A 21,711-nucleotide genomic window follows, 5' to 3' on the forward strand; every position below is an offset into this window, starting at 1 on the left:
GCCTCCTTCACATCCGGGCCAGCACGACGGCCCCGGTCACAAGCAAATTCAGCAGTGCAAGGGGCAGCATCACCTTCCAGCCCCAAGACATTAGCTGATCAAAGCGCGGCCTGGGAAGCGCCGCGCGAAACAGGATGAACAGACAGATAAAGAACATCGTCTTGGCTGCAAACCAGATTGGGGCCGGCAACACAGGTCCTAGCCAGCCACCGAAAAACAGCAACGCAATTGTTGCCGAGATCAGGATCACACCTATGTATTCCCCGACGAAGAACATGCCGAACTTCATGCCCGAATACTCTGAGTGAAAGCCTGCTACCAATTCGCTCTCGGCTTCGGCGAGGTCGAATGGCAGCCGGCGCGTCTCCGCCACGCCCGCGATCAGGAACAAAACGAAGCCAAGGAATTGAGGCACCACGAACCACAGCCCGCGCTGCGCTTCGACGATATGCGAGATCCGGAACGAGCCGGCAAGGATTACCACACCCAACAGTGACAGCCCCATGAAGACCTCGTAACTCAGCATCTGCGCGGCTGCGCGGATCCCACCGAGCAGCGAGTATTTGTTGTTCGAAGCCCAACCTGCCAGAACAACGCTATAGACGCCCAGGGAGGACATCGCCAGGAGAAACAAGACCCCAATGTCGAGGTCGGCGATGACGAATCCCGGAGAAAATGGCACGACTGCGAATGAGAGCAGCGCCGTAGCAACAATAATGGCAGGGGCTAGGACGAAGACCGGTCTATCGGCGAACGGAGGTATCCAGTCTTCTTTGGTAAACATCTTCACTGAATCGGCTATCACCTGGCCCAAACCGAACGGGCCCACACGGTTGGGGCCATATCGGTCTTGCCACAATGCAAGCAGACGGCGCTCCACCCAAATCAACCCCGCTGCCAGATTGAGTATCACAAACAGAACCACTGCGATGATGACCAGGGGAAAGAGATTCCAAGTCATAGGGCACCTCTGGATGGTTCAGTCAGAATCGGTGCAAGCCTGCAAAAAGCTGGCAGGATGATACCCCCGACTGGCAACAGCCCGACGGGCAAGCCGGCTACACCGCGAGGCAGATCGGCTCGCAACGTCACCTCTAGTTCGAATAGCGACCCTTCAATTGACACCTTAATCCGCTCGCCGGCGTTCACCCCTCTCTGTGAAGCCTCCACTGGGTTCAATGCTACATAGGGGAGCGGGGTCAGTTGAGCGATGCCTTGCGCGTTGCGGCTCAGTTCCTCTGACCCGAAGATGTGGAATATCGGGACGAGCAGCCACTCGTCCGGCTGCGGTCGAAAAGCCGCGGGGACCGTGGAGCAATATTGCCAGCCTGCCTCCAGCGACGGCTCGATCAGACGAATACCGGGATCCCCGCCGCGTAGTGGCCCTCCCACTTCGCTTTGAAATTTGTTGGTCGCTTGAACGGAGTTCCAACCGGGCGCCCAGAAGAAAGGGATCAACGAAGGAGGGGCCGATTCGAGACCGGACTCCATCGAGAACGCGAGGTCAGAATCAGGATCGTTAGGCGGTTTTGGCTCATGCACGCTGATATTGGCTAGCATCGCAGTGCGGCCGCTATATCGGTTCGGCTCGCGTGCGATCTTACCACCAGCTTTCCGCGGAGGAGCAACTTGCGGAATCGACGCAAATACGGTCATTTCTGCGGCCATAGCCGTCGTGAGATCGTCGAGGCTCTGCCACGGCGCCCCGTTCTCAGAATTCGCCGCAATCGCCCCTTCGCGTAACCATCGCCAGCTTTCCTGTACGTCGGTACTGGGATCAAAAACCTGGAAGAATCGCTGGGCGCGCCCTTCGTTGTTCACAATCGTTCCATCAGATTCGGCGTAGGTGCCCGCGGGCAACACAAGTTCGGCTGCCTCCGTTGTGCCGTTATCCAGATGATCGAGAACGACAAAGTGATGGGCATCTTTCAGCAAGGATGACACTGCACCTGCGGGACCACGGCGAAACAGATCATTCTCAAGGACGACCAACGTCTTTGTTGGTTCGCTCTTGATTGCGGAGACGGCTTCAGAGAGTGGACGCGGTTCCATCAACGCAAGACCAAGGCTGTTACACTCCGGCATCGTGAAGCTGAGAGCTGCGTGGCGCCCCACCTTACACAGAGCCCATGCAACCTGCGCCGCCGCTTCTATGACACTTTGGCTACCGCAGCTCGTACCGGAAACAACCAACGGATGCCGCCCGCCAAGCAACCCTGAAGCTATATCCGTCGCCATTTTCTCAAGGTCCGGCAGTAGTCCCGTCACAACGGGAGCACCGGGATCGATCGCGTGGGCCACAGCGAAACCCAACCGTGCCAGGTCATCTGGCGCAGCGCAATAAGTGGCCGCCGCGATGTCATCGAGCTTCGTCGCGTAAGGAGAAGCAATATAGAGCGGGCCCTTCTCCTCTTGCACAGCCTCACGCACGGAATGGTCGAGCCACTCAGGAATGTGCAGCTTCTCCGCGATTTGTATGGGGGACTGACGGACGGCCTGTCGTAGCCGCAAAGCCATGATCGGTGCGACGTTCGTGATATCTTCGCCAAGCACGAACACCGCATCCGAGTGCTCCACTTCATTGAGCGACGGTGATCGCGCCGGGCCTTCGCGCAGGATGCGGAGCATGGTCGAAAGGAGCTGCAACTCCTGGTCGGAAGTTCCAGCGAAGAAACGATCGGGACCAACCAGTGTGCGCAGTGCGAAGTTGCCCTCCAGGGAGGCCCGTGGCGATCCGATGCCGAGCACCTTGCCCTCGCGCAAGATGGTGCCGAATCGTTCCAATGCCTCACTTTTCGTTGCTGCTTTGCCGTTCAGCAGTGGATGGCGGATTCTCTGATTGCTCTCCACAAACTCGTAGCCAAACCGTCCACGGTCGCAAAGAAAGTACCCGTTCACCTCGTGGTTATAGCGATTCACGATGCGGCGCAGTGTTCCATATCGTTCGCCAACAGTGGTGTTGCAGCCCAGCCCGCAGTGAACGCAGATAGACGGCGCCATCTGTAGATCCCACTTGCGTGTGTAGTGGCGCTTGAGCGTCGCATCGGTAAATACACCCGTCGGGCAGATTTCAACTAGGTTGCCGCTGAACTCGTTTTCCAGCACGCCGTCTTCGTGTCGCCCAAAGTAGATCGTGTCGCGCAAATGAAACGCGTTCAGATCGTCACCACCCGCGTATTCGCGATAAAAGCGCACACATCGCTGGCATTGAATGCAGCGGTTCATCTCATGATTCACCAGCGGACCAAGATACTGGTTGCGAAACGTTCTTTTGCCAAAACTGTAAACGCGTGACCGGTGTCCGGTCATGACCGTCATGTCCTGGAGGTGACATTCGCCGCCTTCGTCGCATACAGGACAATCGTGCGGATGGTTCTGCATCAAGCCTTGAATAATCGCGGCGCGAAAGGCCACAGCTTCAGGATCGACGATGGAGATACGTGTGCTCTCGGCGGCTGGTGTCATGCAGGCCATGACGAGCTTGCCGGCCGTGTCTTGCTCGTTGCGGAATTGCTTAACGGCGCACTGGCGACACGCACCCACCGAGCCCAATGCTGGATGCCAGCAGAAATACGGAAGATCATAACCTAGTGAAAGACAGGCGTGCAGCAGGTTCTGTTTTGGATTCGCCTGTCTGAGCTTGCCGTCGATGTAAATGGTCGCCACAGTCATCTCCAGGGACAACGGTGTTCGTCGATGTGCCGACGGAAATCTTCAGCGAAATATTTCAGCGCACTCTGAAGTGGCTCGACTGCCCCCGGTGCAAAGGCGCAGAACGTGTTGCCGGGAGCAAGAAATTTTGTCTGGAACATCAGCGTGTCCAGATCACCGGCGCTCCCACGGCCTTGCTCCATTGCGAGCAGGATCTTCTCCGTCCACGCCAGCCCACTCCAACAAGGGGTGCACCAGCCGCACGATTCCTGCGCAAAGAAGTGTTCGAGATTCCAGACCATCCCGACGGGACACGTCTGATCGTCCAGCACAACCATGGTGCCCGTGCCCAGTCGGCTTCCGGCGTTCTGCACGTTCCCGTAGTCCATCGGCGTGTCCAGATGCTCCTCTACAAGGAAGTCGGTAGACGCTCCACCCGGCAGCAGCCCGCGAAAACGAAGGCCGTCGCGCATTCCTCCGGCGTGGTCCTCGAGGATCTCACGCAGCGGCGTGCCCATGGGAAGTTCCCAGAGTCCCGGCCTCTTGACTTTGCCGCTGACGCCAAACAGCTTCGTACCTCCATCTTCGGTTAGGCTCAAACCTCGGAACCAATCAGGGCCCTTGTTCACGATGTGGTGAACATTGCAGAGCGTTTCCACATTCTGGACGATCGTCGGTTTTCCCCAGAGCCCGCAAACCTGGGGGAAAGGAGGCTTCGCTCTCGGATGCGCTCGCTTCCCTTCAAGTGCATTCAGTAGAGCCGTCTCTTCGCCACAGATGTAACGACCAGCGCTGGCGTGAAGATGAATTTCAAGACCGAAGCCCGACCCGAGGATGTTGCGGCCGAGATAGTTGCTTGCCTTTGCTTCGGCGATCGCTCTGGAAAGGCACTGATTGGAGCACTCGTACTCACCTCGCAAAAATATGTAACCAATATCGGCCTCAATAGCGTACGCGGCCACGATCATGCCTTCGATCAACTGGTGTGGGTCACGCTCCATCAACGCGCGATCTTTGAACGTTCCCGGTTCCATTTCGTCAGCGTTCGCAACGAGATACTTCGGATGCTGAGCTTCCTTTCCCATGGGCACGAAGCTCCACTTCATGCCGGTCGGAAAACCCGCCCCGCCCCGCCCGCGAAGGTTCGATTTCTTCACGCGTTCAGTAACTTCAGCCGGCTCCATAGTGAGTGCCTTGCGGAGCCCTTGATATCCGCCGGCGCGCTCGTACTCCGGAAGGCTCACCGCAGTTTTGTCAGGCCGAAAATTGCCTGTGAGAGGCTTTTCCATAGATGTACCTACGTGTAGTGTGCCAATATTTCGTCAATCTTCGGTTCGTCGAGGTCCTCATGTAACGTACCGTCGATCATCATGGCTGGCGCGTGATCACACGCCCCCAGGCAAACGATCGGCAACAAAGTAAATTGCCCATCGGAAGTTGTGCCGCCAAGCGGTGTGCCCAGCCTACTGCAAAGGTGATCCCGCATCCGTTCAGAGCCCATGATCCAACACGAAACGCTGTCGCAAATAAGTGCGACGTGCTGCCCGACCGGCCTCCGGCGGATCAAGTTGTAAAACGTCGCTACACCGTCGAGGTTGGCAACGGAAAGCCGCAGAAAGTCTGAGAGATCGCGCAGTTTCTCATCCGATACCCATCCCTGGTGCCGTTGAATGATCAGTATCGCTTCGATAGCCACGGCCTGAGTGGTCGGATAGTCGGCAAGTTTCGCCTCGATCTCCTCTCGTTCCTCCACAGTCAACATCGCTCCACCTCTCCCCCTCTTTCTGTTCACCGGTCGATGTCTGCGAGTACATAATCAAGACTTCCCAGAATCGCCAGAAGATCTGGGATCATCAATCCCCGGCACAGCAGCGGCAGCATCTGCATGTGTGCAAACGATGGTGCGCGAATACGAGTCCGGTAGGAACCAGTGCCTCCATCGCTGATCAGGTAGTAGCCGTTATTGCCTTTGGTACCTTCGATTGCCGCCATGGCTTCGCCGGCCGGAATCACAGGACCCCAGCTCACACCAAGGAAATGGTGGATGAGCGTTTCGATGTCGTGCATGGTGCGCAGCTTGGGTGGCGGTGTGGCCAGCGGATGATCGGCATTACATGGGCCGCCCGGCATATCGTCGACACATTGCTGGAGAATTCTGAGGCTCTGACGCATCTCCTCAACGTGCACAGTCGCACGATCGTAACAATCTCCCGAGCGGCCAACAGGTATATCGAATTCGAGTTGGTCGTAGCAGGCATAGGGTTGCTTCTTGCGAAAATCCAAATCGAGACCGCACGCGCGCAGATTTGGACCTGTCATTCCCCACTCAACTGCTTCCTCGATGGTGCAGCTTCCAATACCCTTCGTGCGCGCTTGGAACAGACGGTTCCGCATGACAGTGCGGTCGTACTCGTCGAGCCTGGCCGGCAGGTAATGCAGGAAGTCTCGGAACAGGCGGTCCCATCCGCCGGGCAGATCCTGGGCCACACCACCAATGCGGAACCAGTTGGGGTGCATGCGTGCACCGCATATCGCTTCAACGATACCGAACGCGCGTTCGCGGTCGTTGAACATATAAAACACAGGCGACATCTGGCCAAGATCCTGTGCGAACGTGCCGTACCAAACCAGATGGCTGATGATACGGAAAAGCTCCGCCATCATGACCCGAATCATCTGTCCACGCGGAGGCACCGTGATGCCCGCTAACTTTTCGACGGCTGTCAGGTACGCGAAGTTGTTCATCACGCCGCCCAGATAGTCCACGCGGTCGGTGTATGGAATATAGGTATGCCACGTCTGGCGCTCGCCCATCTTCTCGGCACCGCGGTGATGAAAGCCAATGTCCGGGATCGCATCGACGATCTCTTCGCCATCCAACTGCAGGATGATGCGCAGAACCCCGTGTGTGCCGGGGTGTTGCGGACCAATATTCAGAAAAATAAAATCGGAATCCTCGTTTTCTCGCGACATGCCCCATTCTTCCGGGCGGAACTGCAATGCTTCCTGTTCGGCGTCCTGCTTTTCGTCCGGCAGAGTAAAGGGGCCCATCTCCGTGGCGCGTGCCGGATGCTCCTTGCGCAACGGATGTCCCAACCACGTCCGCGGCATGAGAATGCGCGTCAAATGCGGGTGTTGCTCGAAGACGATACCAAACATATCCCACACCTCGCGCTCATACCAGTTGGCAGCAGGACAGATGTCAGTGATCGTGGGGAGTGAGAGTTGATCCTGGTTGAGCGCTACCTTTAGCCGAACATACTCGTTCCTCTCAAGCGAGTAGAGGTGGTAAACGACGGTGAAGTCACTCGGCGGCTGGCCGTCGCGATGCGTGCGGCCGCGTTCGTCAATCGCCGTAACGTCATAAAACATTCTGTACGGTTCTGGAATGCCTGAGTAGAGCGAGCGAATGGCCTCGTGGATGTCGGCCTTCGAAACCCAGAACGTCGGAACTGCGTCGCAGACAGACTGGGGTATAGGCGTGGGACCCAGTTCATTCCGTAGCTCCTGATCGACGACAAGGCTGCCCATCATACACACCGCCGGTACGGCTAAACGCTATCGGGAGTCCGGAGCACAGTAAGCGATTGCCGCTGTGCCCATTTCGCATCACGCATCGAAGGCATATCAGGTCGCTGCACTCCTTGCGGCCCGATGACCCAACTTAGGGGCCGCTTTTCCTTTCCTATCGCGTCGCGCAATAACAGAACGCCTTCGAGAAACGCGTCCGGCCGAGGCGGACAACCGGGGACATAGACGTCGACAGGGAGGATTTTATCTACGCCCTGCACCACGCTGTAGATGTCGTACATGCCGCCGGAATTAGCGCAGGACCCCATTGAGATGACCCACCGAGGCTCCATCATTTGTTCATAAAGGCGCTTAATAACCGGCGCCATTTTGATAAATGGCGTACCCGCGATGACCATAAGGTCAGCCTCTCGTGGCGTGCCACGAATCACTTCAGCGCCGAACCGGGAGATGTCATATTTGCTTGTAATGCTCGTGGCCATCTCCACGAAACAGCAGGAGAGGCCGAAGTTGAACGGCCAGACAGAGTTCTTGCGGCTCCACGCCACAAGATCATCCAAACGGGACAGAACAAGAGTACGGCGGATCGCCCCCTCAAGATTCCCATCGGCCCTCTCGACCTGCTGCAAAGCATCAGGCCGACTGATCGACCAGCGCATGGCACACCACCCGTTGCTAGTTCACCATCCGTCTGCTTCCTTGTCTCCAATCGAGAGCGCCGACGCGCCACAAATAAGCAAGCGTCGCGAGCAGTACCGTGATGAACAGCAGAACCTCGGCGTAGCCAGTCCATCCGGTTTCACGGACAGCGACCGCCCACGCAAATAGAAACACCGCTTCAAGATCGAAGATGACGAAGAACATCGCGACCAGGTAGAACTTGGCCGAGAACCGCACTCGCGCGGAACCTTCCGAGAGAATGCCAGATTCGTAGGGCGAACCCGTAGCCCGGTCCGTGTGCCGTTGACCCAGGACAAACGACAAGCTCAGCATGACAACGACGAGCATACCAACGAGGGCGATATACACTGCCAGCGGCCAAAAGTTCATGGTCCCCTGCCTCGATGCAACCCGCCTGCGCTGCACTGACGCGGCATTATATCTTAAATAAGATGATGGTGGCAAAGTGTCTCGACGCATGGCGTAAACGCACTCTCTTGAATATATTTCGCGAGACATTCGCCCGGCACTTTTTGCCTACCGGCCCTTGATACTCTGTCACTCCTGGACGTTAAAGTTCGAACCGTTGGCCGAAGCGAACCTGTTCAACGGCCGGTTGTGGGAACAAACGTACTAAGTCATTGAACAACAAGGACAGCGAGAATCTGATCGTCATCAAGATCGACATCAGTGTGAACGAACGTGCTGTTCTTGCGTCATGGTCGTTGATGACGATAAAAGGTGCAACCGGGTCTGCGAGCGCGAATCCGCGAAAAACCTCTTCGCTCAACGCAGAGTGATGTGAACCAAGATCGCCCACAAGGAGAACGAAGACCCCAAGTGTCTCGGCTGCCGCTCTGAGTTGCTTGAAGAAGTCGTCGGCTATATTGCCCAATCTGTGTGTCGCTCGGGGAGTTTGAGCGCGCTTGAAATACGGTTCGCGATCGTCTCTGCTCCGTCGGTCACGGTGCAGGAAGAAACAAACTTCGTGGTATGGGCCTCATCCAGATCTTGCAGAAGACCGCGAACCATTTCCTGGCGCGCCTTGCGACGTAAGGAAGAGCAACGATTCAACACATTCGCCTTTGACCGGGAACATATTCGCACGTGTCCTAGCTTCGGTCATCAGCACCGCTGTGGCTTTTGGCTGGCTCTCGTAACCCAGTAGTGGTTAGGAGACGACGACGTCGTCATCCCCGCAAACATCGCTGAATAGTGAAGAATCTTTAGTTTTAAAAATGTGCCGATGTTCGTTTAAAAATGTGCCAATGTTCGCGTATTGTTCGCGACTCTAAAGTCCAAAACTCCCAAGCCGTAAGTCTATCATTTTGATATAGTTGCGATTATCCAACGAGCGACGCCAGCCTTTTCACGGCCAGGAAGCGGCATTTTCTATATGCTGAAATAAACAACCTATTTTGGAACATAAAAACCTCCCAAAGGGATGCTTCAAGATTGAATCTTGTAGGTTGTTGATTTTAAATGGTGGCCAGAGACGGGATCGGTCTCCCGCGCCGCTAATGGAATCTGTAACTTACAGATTCTAAAAGGTGCAGGAAGCGCTAGAAGTGCCAGAATGCCCAAACGTTCTTGCAAATCTCTTGCAAATTTAGTCCGTGAGTTTCGCGAGGTCCTCCCGAGCGGCCAATGCGGTTTCGTGAATCCGACGAGATTGGACGTCTGGCCATCGCAGTCTAGCGCCAATTATGACGATAGGTCTCGAACAAGATGCTACCGACGCTTCAGTACGCTTGCCACTCGCTTCGCGAGGGCTCCCCAGGGCGGCCCGAGCTGTTCAAAGACATTCAGCATTCCTACCTTGTAAACCGAACGCATGTGGCTGAACCGTCGGAACCCATCGCGCCCGTGATAGGCACCCATGCCGCTCGTGCCGACGCCACCGAACGGCAGCCCGTCTTGTGCAATATGGAGAAGAGTCCCGTTGATTGTGACGCCACCGGAACTGACTCGTTCGAGAACCCTATTCTGCGTATTTTTGTCATTGCTGAAACAGTAGAGTGCCAGTGCTTTTGGTCGCTCATTGATGAAATCGAATGCCTCTTCTAGCGTTCCGTAAGAAACAATCGGCAGGACTGGCCCAAATATCTCATCCTGTAACAACGAGCAGCCCGCGGGGGCACCGAGTACTACCGTAGGGGCAATCGCCGCCTGTTGGATCTCTGGCTTTGTCGTGAGCAACGTTGCTCCCCCGCTTTTGCTTCGGCTAAAGCATCGAGGAGCCGCGCCCGATGACGCTCATTAATTATGGTGCTGTAATCGGGATTCTCTTGGATGGTCGGATAAGCTCGTTGTGCTCGAGTGATGACCTCCTCGGCAAATTCGCGACACAGATCCGATGGAACAAGAACATAGTCAGGGGCAATGCAAGTCTGTCCCGCGTTCAGGAACTTTCCGAAAGCGATGCTTCGGGCTGCCTTCTTCAGGGAGTAATCGGCGCAAACGATTGCTGGTGACTTTCCGCCAAGCTCGAGCGTCACAGGCGTAAGATTTTCCGCTGCCGCCTTCATCACCTCGCGTCCTATAGACGTTGACCCAGTGAAAAGAAGATGATCGAAGGGAAGGAGTGCGAACTCGCGGGCGATACATGAGCCACCAGTGATTACCGTTACCTCTGTGGTATCGAAGTGGGATGAGATGAGCTTGTGGAGGAGTTCTGAGAAGCAGGGCGTGAGTTCAGAAGGTTTGATCATGACACGGTTCCCTGCGGCGATCGCGTCGACAAGCGGTGAGAGGCTCAGTAGTAGCGGGTAGTTCCAGGGCGCGATGATGCCTACGACTCCTAGCGGTTCATAACGGATCCAGGCACGTCCAGGTTGGAACGTTAGGTCAACGGGTCGTGCCTCAGGACGCATCCACGCGCCAAGATTTCGACGGGTATAGCGGATCGCGTTCAAGACCGGGATCATTTCGAGCATCTCGGTTTCGGTAGTCGACCGATTTCCGAAATCATTGCAAATACTTTTTGAATCGCCTCGCCATTTTCGAGGATCAGGGCACGAATAGTGTTGAGGGACTTCACACGTTGCTTGATCGTTAGCGTTGGCACAGTTCGAGACGCAAGGCGTTGCGCTCGGAACAGATCACGTATTGCATCCAGAGTCGTTTCGTCATTGATCCTCGTGCTCACGTCGGTGAGTTGCGGCATGGCCTCTAGCTCCGATCGGTAGTTTGCCGTCCGATGAATGTGATCATGCTGGTATACACGCTTAGAACTCTCCCAACAATAAGGTCGAAAGTTGGGGTTGGCAAGCGACATAGGTGCCGCAGACCTCACATTGCAGGTTGGGTCCGTTACCCCCGTCCAAGCCGCAACGACCCTGTAGGCGGCCATGGTCGGAAGTCAGCTTCATGTGCTGCGTGTCGGCGATGTTTGCGATGAAGCTCCCAACATTGGTGTCGAAGTAGAAGGATTTTTCCGCCTGCATCAGATTTCCACGGTCGAGAATTCCTCCTCTACGGCGTCTGTCCGCGGATCGAATGGAACCAACTGCAGTTCTGTGGTGAATCGCGTGGAGCACTGACGGCAGACCAGGTGCATGGCATCCTCCTCCGATTACAGAAGACTACGTCCTTTGCCCTTGAAGAGATTGCTAAAGCCCTCCAGGTTGGGTTGAACGGGGCATGAGGCGATCCATGGACCGTCTGGAGATTCGTGACGGAAATGGAGAGAGAATGTATGCATAAATCCTCCTGATTACTGTCATTATGATGCGTCGGAACCGAGAGGAGAATACTCAACGATCAGTGAATCTCAATTGGTACAGGCGTGGCTGCGATGCGACCCTTGGCTACCAATTTTGTCTTTTGGTAAACCCAAAGCTGTGTCGATCAACTGTTCAGAAATCAGATATTCCGCGTACAGGCAGTAACGCCCGGAGCAATAGACTCCGTTTGAAGATCGGTGCTCCAGCTGCGGGTCTCTCCCGGATTAAGCTCTGCGTATACGACCTTAGGCGATGAACCCACGTAGGCGCAGCCTGGTTCGTTTGGATCTGCCGCTCTGCCGTGTAGAGTCAGGACCTCGGTAGCAAAACCGTGACTGCATGTTTGCTGAAAAGCCCCGAAAAAGTTAGCAGGTAAGCCCCCTTCGCTCCAGCTCGCAGGGTCAGAATCACGTGAATCCGTTCATCTCTCGGGTAGACAGAGCCGGTTGTCAGATTCTCTAAACTTACAAACACAGGACTAACCTGTGGAGTTCCTAAAAGCGCGCATCTGATTGCGGATTGCGCGACAGCGGGTCAGGAACTCAATAGCAAGCTTCCGACCAACGCTGTGAGAACTGTTGCCACTATTCTGCGGCCGATTCTTGGCTCCCTTAGATACCCTCTTTGGATCCTTTGTTCCTGCACCGGCACTACGCTACACCGCGATCAATGGCCTGGAAGCGGATTTCTCTTCATTTGCCGGATTGGTACTCATAAACGCCGTTGCGTTACTAACCCACGGAACGCCAGTCCCAATTCTAGGCGCGAGCCGAAGCTCCCGAAAACAGAGGATTTCACCAAGTTCGACGCGCCGAACCCCACTGGCCGAGTGAACTTACTCAAAAGCCGACTCTGCGAGAACTACGGATAGCTTCCGGTTTGCCCGTAATTCTGGCATGAGTGCTCCATCGAGACTGCAGACCACGATCACTGAAGCTTCGCGTACTCTGCCTGGGCCTGTTTCAGGATGGGAATGTCCTGGTCGGCGTCTTTCCACAGGGTGAAGAAATCATGATAGGCAGCACGGGATTTGTCGGTATGGCCTTGCAACGCATGTGCGCGGGCAAGGCCGAGATGGGCGAGTATGGAGAGCGGATTGTTTGCGACCATGGTGGGATGGTCGAGAAATTTCTGAAACTCTGCTGCCGCTTCGGCTCCTTGATGGAGAAGCAGATACGCTTGCCCGCGAAGGTACACAGGATAAAAATAGGCCCCAAATTCGATGTCCGCTACGTAGACCAGTTCGTATGGAGTTGCGGTTTTGAGAAACTCGATGGCCTTGGAGGGGTTATTGCGGTTGATTTCAATGGCTGCTCGAACGGTTGGCAACCAATAGTTGCCGATGATGGTATCCAACGGGAATTGCTTTTGCACCTCGTCTGCCAATCTCTGCGCTCGTGTGGAATCGCCGGCCCGTGCAAACGCCAGAGCCGCTTGAATCTGCACGTCACGGGTCGAAGCCATGGTCAATGCAGAAGTACTCCGCTCGTTAGCGCGTGCCGCATTACCGAACTCCGCTTCTCGCAGTGCTTCATTCATCTCCTCCTCAGCCGCCCCTTCTTTGAGATCATTCAAGTAGGAGATTTGGACTGCGCGCTGGGAGAGTTCCCGGGCTTTTTTGAGATGGCCAAAGAACGCTTCGGTGTCAGATTGATAAGCGAGCAAGCTATCCGCGAACTCCGGCTTATCCGCTGCCCAGTTCGCCTGGCGTTCCATCTCCTTCTCGTCGCGCTCGAGGAAAGCAACCCCATACATATATAAGTGCGGGCCTCCGTTGTCAGGTTCGCGCTTGATAGCCTCCTGATACGTGGCTCTTGCCTCGCCCAACTGATTCAGGGATGCATAGCCCTGTATCAGATTGGCGTAACCAATGCTGTTATCAGGATCAAGGCGGAGACCCTCCTTAATTTCCGCGATTGCTTTCTCAATTTGTCCGAACAGGACATAACCAACCGCCAGGATATGGTGAGGTTCGGAGTCTCTCGGGTAGGATTGAGCCCACAGTTGGCTGATCTGGATACTCTTCTCGATCTCCCCGGTGACAGCCATGTAGTACTGGGAGGATATATCGTACTTTTCCGGCTCCGTCACACGGTCGCGCAACTGGAACGCCTTAGTGAGGTATTCGAAGGACTTGGTTCTTTCTCCCAGAATTTCGTGCACCTCTCCAAGGCGGCCGTAGGCCATCGCAAAGTCAGGGTCCAGTTCTATCGCTTGTTTGAAGGCTGGAATCGACTGAACCTCACCGTTTTCGTTCCAGATCTTCATACCCAGGCTGTAGGCCTTCAGAGCATCGAATGAAGATGTCGTGGCCTGCTCGATGGGCGTATTAAATCTCTGCACCGAACTGAGAGATTCGCCGAGTTCGGTGCGGAGTTTTGCGGCTAGCTTACCCAAAGCATCAAGAACTTTTTCCTTCCCGTTCACATGCAGCTGCTTGAGCGCAAGCGTGTCACCGCTCTGACAGTTCACGGCCTTTAACCCGATCACGTATTCGTTCCCAATGCTCGCGACAGAGCCCGCGATATAGGCTTTACTCTCGGCACGCTGGCAGACCTCACCTGCAATTTTGGGCGTAAGCGGCGTGTTCGGCGGTAGGGTCATCAGTCGGAGTGTCGTGATGACCTTTTCGTCCGAAAGAACGTTAAGAAATGGTGATTGGCGCAACGAAACAGCAAGTGCCTGCTTGAGCGTGTCGTCGAAGACGGCGTCGCCAGTGGAATTAGCGAAGTCGGCCAGCACGACGGTATCCGTTTCGCTCATGGCGTGCGCCTTGCGATTGCGCAGGAAAAGCGCTCCTCCAGCAAGCGCGACTGCCAGAATTGCCGCCGATGCGAAAATCCACCACCGTCTCTTCCGTGCAACGGATTTGGGCGCAACCTCGAGAGGCGAAACCATTGCGCGGCCAGATTCCGTCGCGCGGATCTCTTTCATCCCTCCCGCTTTTTGTAACGTCCCCGCCGGAGCCTGAGCCAGGTCACCCTCTTCAGGGACCTGTCGAACTTCGGCGACGAATCTGTAGCCCTTCGTTGGAACCGTCTCGATCAGTATCCGGTCGCGCCGATTGTCACCAAGGGCACGTCGGAGCACCAGAATCGTGCGCGTCAAGGTATTTTCTTCAACGAACGTCTCGTTCCAAACCGTCTCGAGAAGATAGTCCTTTTCCACCAGATGGCCGGCTTTGCTTACCAGCAGCAGAAGAACCCGCAACGCCTTTGGTTCGAGTGCGGTCCGTTCCCCTTCTCGTAAAGGCAGAAATCTTTCTCGCGCAATTCGAAGTGGTTGAAAAGATAGACCATATCTACCTTTACTTGTCTGAATAAAATCCTCACAAAAACCAAACGAACCCTACAACGACATTCCTCTCCGTCTCCGCCAGGCTCATGGGCACTGATCGAGGAGGATTGCCATGCGCTCTCTCACATTCTGCTCCGGTTTCATTACAGTCGGTATATTTTTCTTTCATTTCTCTGCTGCAGCACAAACGGCAGACACAACTTCAGTCCCCATTCGAATGGTGGATGGTGCCCCCGTCGTCCAGGTCACGCTCAACGGCAAGGGCCCCTACGACTTCCTTCTCGATACCGGAGCCACTTACAGCGCTGTTCAGCGGAAGGTTCTCGCCGAGCTCTCCATTCCACTGGAGGACCAGTTTGTTATCGATACTGCGACGGGCGGTAGCATTCACGAGCGCAAGACGACCGTCGAGAGTATGAGCGTTGGTGGCCTCACCGTTCTGCAGATGAATGTTTACACCCTTGACCCCAGGGTACTCAGCCAAAACCATCAGCGCATTTCGGGCATTCTTGGCGAAAGCTTCCTTAAGCACTTCGACATACTTCTCGATAATGAGAAGAAAATACTCGTTCTTGATCGAACATCGCGGCTGGCCGAATCGCTCGCTGGGGAACAACTACCTTTTTCCCGCTTTGGAATGAGCGAAACAGGTCGTACTCGCGACAGGATTGTCGTCGAGTTGAAGATACCCAGTTACCTTCAGCAGCCGCTCCGCTGCGCCGTCGATAGCGGAGCAAGCTCCCCCTTCTCTTCCTTGAAAAAGCCAGGCTTGGCGTCTGCAAGTTCTCGACCACCCATCTGAAATGGCCACTCTCACCGGAGACCGATGCATCGTCGCGGGGGCAGGTCTGATCATTGGTAGCAGCGCTTTTCCCGCTACTGAGGTGTTCTCCTGCGGAAACATGACACGTAAAGCTGCCGATACCGACTGTCTGCTTCCAACACATCTCTTTAAGCAGATCTTCATCAGCCACGCAAACTCGTACATCATCGTCAACCCCAAAAAAGACTCTCGCAAATTGCAGGAAACTGCCGACACCGTTCTATTGGCTCGATAATTGGTTGAACTTCCCGGGAAACGGGGTATCGGAAACTAAGGCCGCTACCGGTTGAGCCCGCCTGACATTGCGGGCAGTTCGCCCATCGTAGTCGGTGCATACCTAAGGCAGTGGAATCATCTCCCCGCATTCTGTGCCCTTGTAGATGCGAGCGGTCGCACCTTCGCGTTTCCACCATTGCGACCACTTGGCGGATTCGGTCTGCCGATCCCGGTTCAACTGATCTCGCACAGAGGTGCGGTGAGTCAGAAGTTGCAGGGTGTAGTTGGCTCGATCGCTGATATTAATGTCTGGGCTTATCAGGTAATCCAGGAGCACCGGTATCGCATCGCGTGAGCCTGTAGAGCCCATCGCCATAATTGCGCATCCTTTCATGTGGCCGTATTACCGGTTAATCGGACATTCACACGAGGCCACTTCCCCCAACTCTTGGGTTGTCGGCAAACAGGAAGTTAGCAATTATTCTCAAATAGCCATCACGCTAAGTGAGGGCTGCCGTAACGCAACAACCGTCGCAAAGCGGGTTAGCGTTTTGGCGAAGACCGGAGCGAGGCCGGAGAGCGAAGCGCCCAAACGATTGCCATTGTCGTCGTCTTTGCATTGGCCTTACTATCCGTAGCCTCAGCTTTCTAAAGAGAATTTCTTCAAAAACAGCCCAAAAATCGCATACCGTGGCCCGACTACTTAGCCGCCTGGTGGAAAAGTCCTACAAGTAAGTCCAGATTCAACCTGGAACAGACAGAGGCTGCCACTAAGTAGCCTCTGTTCTTGCGCTAGACCCGCCGTCGCGGGCAAAGATCTCCGCTGCTACAATTCCCGCACTGGAGAACCCCATGCAGAGATCACTCGCCGTACGTCTGCGGGCCGCTCGCAGCATCACTTTCTCAATCCTTCTTCTTTCCTCTCCTAAAATCTTCGCAGCCACCTGCGAGAGCCTCAGCACTCTCAAGCTCCCGAACACCACCATCACCCTCGCACGCACCGAGCAAGGCGACCTCTCCGCCCTGGACAACCAGACCCCCGGCCCCCGCTCAAGGGGCTCCCGCCCTTCTGTCGCGTCGCCGGAACCATCTCGCCCGTCCCCGACTCCGTCATCGGCTTCGAGGTCTGGATGCCCACCTCCAACTGGAACCACAGGTTTCTCGAGGTTGGCAACGGAGTCTTCTCCGGAGCACCATGGATTCATTTCATGGCAGCCGCACTCCGCAACGGATACGCCACCGCCTCCACCGATACCGGTCACCACGGCGACGCCGCCGACGCCAGCTTCGCCCTCGGCCATCCCGAAAAGGTCAACGACTTCGGTTATCGCTCCGAACACGAGACGGCCGTAAAAGCCAAAGCCATCATCGCCGCCTTCTACGGCGAGCCTCAGAAGCGCGCCTACTGGGAGGGCTGCTCCTCCGGAGGAAAGCAGGGCCTCATGGAAGCCCAGCGCTACCCCGACGACTTCGATGGCATCATCGCCGGAGCCCCCGCCAACAACTGGGAACGCCTCATGGCCAGTGCCATCTGGATCGAACAGGCCACCCACCTCACGCCAGCCAGTTCTCTGCCGAACGAGAAGCTCGCCATCCTCCATCAAGCCGCCCTCGATGCCTGCGACGCATCCGACGGTGTCAAGGATGGTGTCATCCGAGATCCCCTCTCCTGCCACTTCGATCCCGCTTTCACCCAATGCAAAGGCACTGACACCCTCGCCTGTCTCTCTCCCGAACAAGTCGAAGCCGCGCGCAAGATCTTAGCCGGGCCTGTCAATCCCCGCACCCACGAAAAAATCTTCCCCGGCCTCGAGCCCGGTAGTGAGATCACCTGGTACGCCTTCGCCACTCCAGCGTTGCCGGTTGGAGCCTCTCACTTCAGATACATCGTCTTCAAAGACCCCAAGTGGGACCCCAGCAGCCTCAACTTCGACACCGACATAGCCATCGCCGAGAAGGTCGACAACGGAACTCTCACCGCAACCAACACCAACCTCAAGCCCTTCTTCGCCCACAGCGGCAAACTCATCCTCTACCACGGTCTCTCCGACGGCCTCATCCCACCGCAGAACACCATCAACTACTACAATGCCGTCCTCAAAACCACCGGCCCGGCGGCAGCAGCCTCCATGCGCCTCTACCTGGCCCCCGGTATGGGGCACTGCTACGGAGGTGACGGCCCCGACATATTCGATCTCGACACACCCCTCGCGGCGTGGATCGAAGACAACAAGGCCCCCGGCCCGATCCTCGCCCTCCACTTTCCCCCAAACGCTCCACCCACCAAGCCTGATCGCTCCCGTCCACTCTGCCCTTATCCAGAGGTCGCAAAGTACAAGGGGAGCGGAAGCACCGACGACGCCGCCAACTTCGCCTGCACAAAACGCTGAAATTCCATCGCCTTGCGTACCCGTCCTGCCGCGTGTCCCATCGGCAAATGGGCGTCTACCCCAAGTGGGTGGCGGCCCGTTTGCGGGCTCATCGCAATATTCTCTTCGAATTTGGAAGTAGTTTTCCCTTCAGGGTGTTCAGAAGGAATCTTTCTCTTTTGCATCGAACTCCATGGAACCCCGGTCGGGCGAGACGAATGAAATTCGATAACGTCCGTCCATAACCGTGAACCGTTCACCTTTGTGACAAGCCCTATTCTCCCATCTGAGATAAGTTCCGAATTGTCGGCTAACCGCACCTTACTCTCCCGAGCTTGAACCGGACAGCGTCCTGATCGAACCGCAACCGCGGCACCGCACGCCTTCAACGTGGATGATACTTTGCACACTAAGTGGCAGCATAACGCTGCACTGGGTGGCAGAATTGATTGTATTCAGCAATCGGTGACACTAGATCCACTCGCTTCCACCAGGAGTCGTTCTGGAGAGGTTGGTGCGGTGAACGTCGGGCGTGCTGTGATGAGGTCGATTGACGCTATTCGAGTGATCGTGTTCGATGGAACTTGCTCGACGCCGGTGTCGTTCGGGTAAAATCAGCACTCTATGAAGCCAGGTACGCAACTGGGCCCCTATGAGTTGCTCGAGTTCATCGGCGCCGGTGGCATGGGTGAGGTGTGGAAGGCGCGCGATCCCCGACTTATGCGCATTGTGGCCATTAAGACGCTGACGGGACAACACGGTGCGCGATTCAGTCAGGAAGCCCGCGCAATTGCCGCTCTGAACCACCCGTATATCTGCCAAGTGTATGACATAGGCCCAGATTACCTGGTTCTCGAATACGTTGAAGGCCAGCCGCTTCCTTGTCCGCTGGCACCGAACGTAGTGCTTCAGCTGGCGCTTGAAATCGTGAACGCCATCGAGGCCGCGCACGCTAAGGGGATTCTCCATCGCGATCTAAAGCCCTCGAACATCCTGATGACGCGGGAGCGCTCCATCAAACTGCTCGATTTCGGACTGGCCAAGATGATGGAGGATGCCCCTGAGGCGACAGCCGTGACGGTAGAGGGTTCGGTGCTGGGCACGCCGGCCTACATGTCGCCCGAGCAGGCTGAGGGCAAGACACTTGATGAACGCTCGGACGTCTTCAGTTTTGGCGCAGTGCTGTACGAGATGGTGAGTGGGAAACGGGCATTCGGCGGCGGAACGACTGCGCAGGTGCTGAGTGCTGTCCTATACCAAGAACCAGGGCCACTGCTGGTCGAACCGGCGCTCGAACGCATCGTAAGGCGATGTTTGGCCAAGCGGCCGGCGGAGCGCTTTCAGAGCATGTCGGAGGTGCGGAGTGAGCTCGAAGGGGTTTCGGGCAAGTGTGCTGAGAAGCAGCCATCGGTGGCGGTCTTGCCGTTCTCGATCATCAGCGCCGACAAGGAAGATGAGTACTTCAGCGACGGTCTTGCCGAGGAGATTATCAATGCATTGGCACACGTGCCAGGCCTGAACGTTACCGCCCGCACCTCTTCGTTTTCGTTCCGTGGCAAGGATCTGGACATCCGGAAGGTAGCCGAGATGCTGGGCGTGCAGACCACACTCGAGGGCAGCGTGCGGCGGTCGGGAAGCCGGATCCGGGTAACGGTCCAGTTGAATCAATGCCGCGAACGGGTACCACCTCTGGTCGGAGAGATATGACCGGGAAATGGCAGACGTATTTGCGATTCAGGACGAGATTGCCCACGCGATTGCGTCGGCGTTGAAGGTGAAGCTTTCGCCGGAGGCGGCGACGAGGCGGCACACTCCCGGAATTCCGGCGTACGAAGCATTCCTCAAGGCGCGGCACTTCCAAAGAAAAGGTACACCAGAGTCGTACAGGCGGGCGCGGGAGTGCCTGGAGCGTTCAATCGCGCTGGATCCGGATTTTGCGCTCGCGTACGCCGAACTCGCGGCCTGCTTGCGCGACGGCGCGGGCTGGCAGGTGGAGACCGCGGTCGAGGCACTGCCCAGGGCACGCACCTTTGCCCAACGAGCGCTCGAGATTGACCCCGCTCTACCCGAGGCCCATGCGGAACTGGCCGCCGTCGCGCTCTTTCTTGACTACGACTGGGAAATGGCGGGGCACCATCTCCGGCTGGCGATGGCTCATGACCCGATTCCTGCCGCCGTGAGCCATCTGTACGGCTTTTACTATCTGATGCCGCTAGGCCGAATTCGAGAAGCTATTGCGGAATTGGAACGTTCCCTCACGGAAGACCCTCTCAATACTCTGTGCCGGACACAACTCGCCGTGTTGCATTGGGAAGCCGGTTCACATGACGAGGCGTCGGCACAATTCCGCCAGGTCCTCGAACTTGACGAAAACTTCTGGCTTGCTTTGATGGTGCAGGCAATTTGGCAGGCTGAACTGGGAAACATCAAGCAGGGCCTTGCCTTTGCCGAGCGGGCCTATGCGGTGGAGCCGAAGAATCCCGGCAGTGTTGGAGCGCTGGCGGGTCTGATTTCACGAAGGGGCGACCCCGAACGTGCCGGACAGCTCCTGGGTGAGTTAGGCGACTTCTCTGCCTATGGGGTACCAATCGGTCTCAACATTTATCACTACATTCGGAAGGAATTCGACAAGGCGGCAGACTGGGCCGAGAAGGGCATTGAGGAGCATCATCCCCATATCCTTCCCCTAACGTGCGGCCCCATTCGAAAGCACTACGTTGCTTGCGGCGAGTGGCCTCGATTAGCACGACTGCTGCGTCTGTCTGGTTCGGACAGAGGCACACCGGCGTAATTTGCGAAAGGTCCAAAGGGCGGCAAATTTATGAAGCCGATTGCCATCTTGGCGCTTGGGCTCTTCCTACCCCTGTGCTGTGCGGCCCGGGTGGCCGCCGCCGCTTACTATCAATAACGCTTCTCGGTTCCCCTGCCCGTTCCGTTCAGGTTCCCCAACAATCTATAACGACGCGCTCATTTACAACGGCCTGATGCGCCTTCTTTCGCCGCCGCCGTGGGGTCATCCCTGACCCGAATCCCAAACCGGGTCACTGGGACAATCTGCTAACCCAGACATGGCCCGTCGACCCGCGATCGTTGATGTGGCCTCCGAAGGAAACATTCACAATTGGTGGTCCGCAGTCCATAGCGACGGTTTTGGACCGTTGGCGCATGAGTGAAAAGATATCCGTGGAAATACTCAAACAGAAAAAGTAAGGACCCGTGGATATGCCGCGTCTGATGGAAAAGCTGAAGAAGCTTTCCCAAGCTATCCCAGTCAGTCCGACCGAGAACCTACAGACTGACCGAAACGCCCATCTGGACCAATGCCTCAGCCATTCGTCGCTCGAGTGCCGCCTGTCTTTCAGGGACCCACGGAGAGTAGTACTTTTCCGTAATCTTTACTGATTTGTGGGCCAGCATCTTCGACAAATCCTGCATGCTT

At 56.2% G+C, this 21,711-nt stretch carries 15 protein-coding genes and 2 pseudogenes; 4 read left to right on the forward strand and 13 right to left on the reverse strand.

The window, feature by feature from the left end; all coding sequences use genetic code 11:
- Window positions 1–7: 7 nt before the first annotated feature.
- The 11 genes and pseudogenes from nuoH to RBB80_RS08880 form a co-directional block, all read right to left on the reverse strand.
- Window positions 8–961, reverse strand: a complete 954-nt coding sequence (gene nuoH / locus RBB80_RS08830) for an NADH-quinone oxidoreductase subunit NuoH (protein ID WP_433967862.1) — start codon at window positions 959–961, stop codon at window positions 8–10.
- Complete coding sequence (gene nuoG, locus RBB80_RS08835) at window positions 958–3,672, reverse strand: NADH-quinone oxidoreductase subunit NuoG (RefSeq protein ID WP_433967863.1); 2,715 nt, start codon at window positions 3,670–3,672, stop codon at window positions 958–960. The genes nuoH and nuoG overlap by 4 nt, the downstream gene beginning before the upstream one ends.
- Window positions 3,669–4,940, reverse strand: coding sequence for an NADH-quinone oxidoreductase subunit NuoF (gene nuoF, locus RBB80_RS08840; protein ID WP_433967864.1), 1,272 nt, complete (start codon window positions 4,938–4,940; stop codon window positions 3,669–3,671). Before nuoF ends, nuoG begins: the two co-directional genes overlap by 4 nt.
- 8 nt (window positions 4,941–4,948) lie before the next feature.
- Window positions 4,949–5,413: an NADH-quinone oxidoreductase subunit NuoE gene (gene nuoE / locus RBB80_RS08845; RefSeq protein WP_433967865.1), complete on the reverse strand. Its 465-nt coding sequence runs from the start codon at window positions 5,411–5,413 to the stop codon at window positions 4,949–4,951.
- Between the two features lie 26 nt (window positions 5,414–5,439).
- Window positions 5,440–7,185, reverse strand: a complete 1,746-nt coding sequence (gene nuoC, locus RBB80_RS08850) for an NADH-quinone oxidoreductase subunit C/D (RefSeq protein ID WP_433967866.1) — start codon at window positions 7,183–7,185, stop codon at window positions 5,440–5,442.
- 17 nt (window positions 7,186–7,202) lie between these two features.
- Window positions 7,203–7,841, reverse strand: a complete 639-nt coding sequence (locus RBB80_RS08855; RefSeq protein WP_433967867.1) for a NuoB/complex I 20 kDa subunit family protein — start codon at window positions 7,839–7,841, stop codon at window positions 7,203–7,205.
- A gap of 16 nt (window positions 7,842–7,857) precedes the next feature.
- Entirely contained in the window at window positions 7,858–8,232 is a 375-nt protein-coding gene (gene ndhC / locus RBB80_RS08860; RefSeq protein WP_433967868.1) for an NADH-quinone oxidoreductase subunit A, read from the reverse strand.
- A gap of 1,341 nt (window positions 8,233–9,573) precedes the next feature.
- Window positions 9,574–10,778 (reverse strand): annotated as a pseudogene (locus RBB80_RS08865) (aldehyde dehydrogenase family protein).
- A 291-nt stretch (window positions 10,779–11,069) separates the two neighbouring features.
- Window positions 11,070–11,288: a hypothetical protein gene (locus tag RBB80_RS08870; RefSeq protein WP_433967869.1), complete on the reverse strand. Its 219-nt coding sequence runs from the start codon at window positions 11,286–11,288 to the stop codon at window positions 11,070–11,072.
- 1,206 nt (window positions 11,289–12,494) lie between these two features.
- Window positions 12,495–14,330: a hypothetical protein gene (locus RBB80_RS08875; RefSeq protein ID WP_433967870.1), complete on the reverse strand. Its 1,836-nt coding sequence runs from the start codon at window positions 14,328–14,330 to the stop codon at window positions 12,495–12,497.
- Window positions 14,331–14,591: 261 nt separating this feature from the next.
- Window positions 14,592–14,888, reverse strand: a pseudogene (locus tag RBB80_RS08880) (winged helix-turn-helix domain-containing protein); the annotation flags it as partial.
- Window positions 14,889–14,976: 88 nt separating this feature from the next.
- Here RBB80_RS08880 and RBB80_RS08885 point away from each other — a divergent pair.
- Entirely contained in the window at window positions 14,977–15,666 is a 690-nt protein-coding gene (locus RBB80_RS08885; RefSeq protein ID WP_433967871.1) for a retropepsin-like aspartic protease, read from the forward strand.
- Between the two features lie 358 nt (window positions 15,667–16,024).
- On the opposite strand, the gene RBB80_RS08890 is transcribed toward RBB80_RS08885, so the two are convergent.
- Window positions 16,025–16,279, reverse strand: coding sequence for a hypothetical protein (locus RBB80_RS08890; protein WP_433967872.1), 255 nt, complete (start codon window positions 16,277–16,279; stop codon window positions 16,025–16,027).
- 568 nt (window positions 16,280–16,847) lie between these two features.
- Between RBB80_RS08890 and RBB80_RS08895 the strand changes: the two genes are divergently transcribed.
- From RBB80_RS08895 to RBB80_RS08905, 3 genes are all read left to right on the forward strand, one after another.
- Window positions 16,848–18,293 carry a tannase/feruloyl esterase family alpha/beta hydrolase gene (locus tag RBB80_RS08895; RefSeq protein WP_433969580.1) on the forward strand — a complete coding sequence of 482 codons (1,446 nt, stop codon included), beginning with the start codon at window positions 16,848–16,850 and terminating at the stop codon, window positions 18,291–18,293.
- Between the two features lie 603 nt (window positions 18,294–18,896).
- Window positions 18,897–19,979 (forward strand): protein kinase domain-containing protein, encoded by a 1,083-nt coding sequence (locus RBB80_RS08900; protein WP_433967873.1) that lies wholly within the window; start codon window positions 18,897–18,899, stop codon window positions 19,977–19,979.
- Between the two features lie 7 nt (window positions 19,980–19,986).
- The gene (locus RBB80_RS08905; protein ID WP_433967874.1) at window positions 19,987–21,063 is read left to right on the forward strand and encodes a tetratricopeptide repeat protein; all 1,077 of its coding nucleotides are present in this window, start codon (window positions 19,987–19,989) and stop codon (window positions 21,061–21,063) included.
- 497 nt (window positions 21,064–21,560) lie between these two features.
- On the opposite strand, the gene RBB80_RS08910 is transcribed toward RBB80_RS08905, so the two are convergent.
- The gene (locus RBB80_RS08910) at window positions 21,561–21,707 is read right to left on the reverse strand and encodes a hypothetical protein (RefSeq protein ID WP_433967875.1); all 147 of its coding nucleotides are present in this window, start codon (window positions 21,705–21,707) and stop codon (window positions 21,561–21,563) included.
- Between the last annotated feature and the right edge of the window lie 4 nt (window positions 21,708–21,711).

The organism is Tunturiibacter gelidiferens, from assembly GCF_051013345.1.
Taxonomy (GTDB): Bacteria; Acidobacteriota; Terriglobia; order Terriglobales; family Acidobacteriaceae; genus Edaphobacter; species Edaphobacter gelidiferens_A.

Coding starts and splice junctions, on each gene's coding strand:
- RBB80_RS08910 (WP_433967875.1), bottom strand. CDS start 21,707: ATGCAGGATTTGTCGAAGATGCTGGCCCACAAATCAGTAAAGATTACG.
- RBB80_RS08870 (WP_433967869.1), bottom strand. CDS start 11,288: ATGCAGGCGGAAAAATCCTTCTACTTCGACACCAATGTTGGGAGCTTC.
- RBB80_RS08890 (WP_433967872.1), bottom strand. CDS start 16,279: ATGGCGATGGGCTCTACAGGCTCACGCGATGCGATACCGGTGCTCCTG.
- RBB80_RS08885 (WP_433967871.1), top strand. CDS start 14,977: ATGCGCTCTCTCACATTCTGCTCCGGTTTCATTACAGTCGGTATATTT.
- nuoE (WP_433967865.1), bottom strand. CDS start 5,413: ATGTTGACTGTGGAGGAACGAGAGGAGATCGAGGCGAAACTTGCCGAC.
- RBB80_RS08905 (WP_433967874.1), top strand. CDS start 19,987: ATGGCAGACGTATTTGCGATTCAGGACGAGATTGCCCACGCGATTGCG.
- nuoH (WP_433967862.1), bottom strand. CDS start 961: ATGACTTGGAATCTCTTTCCCCTGGTCATCATCGCAGTGGTTCTGTTT.
- RBB80_RS08900 (WP_433967873.1), top strand. CDS start 18,897: ATGAAGCCAGGTACGCAACTGGGCCCCTATGAGTTGCTCGAGTTCATC.
- RBB80_RS08875 (WP_433967870.1), bottom strand. CDS start 14,330: ATGAGCGAAACGGATACCGTCGTGCTGGCCGACTTCGCTAATTCCACT.
- nuoG (WP_433967863.1), bottom strand. CDS start 3,672: ATGACTGTGGCGACCATTTACATCGACGGCAAGCTCAGACAGGCGAAT.
- RBB80_RS08855 (WP_433967867.1), bottom strand. CDS start 7,841: ATGCGCTGGTCGATCAGTCGGCCTGATGCTTTGCAGCAGGTCGAGAGG.
- ndhC (WP_433967868.1), bottom strand. CDS start 8,232: ATGAACTTTTGGCCGCTGGCAGTGTATATCGCCCTCGTTGGTATGCTC.
- nuoC (WP_433967866.1), bottom strand. CDS start 7,185: ATGATGGGCAGCCTTGTCGTCGATCAGGAGCTACGGAATGAACTGGGT.
- nuoF (WP_433967864.1), bottom strand. CDS start 4,940: ATGGAAAAGCCTCTCACAGGCAATTTTCGGCCTGACAAAACTGCGGTG.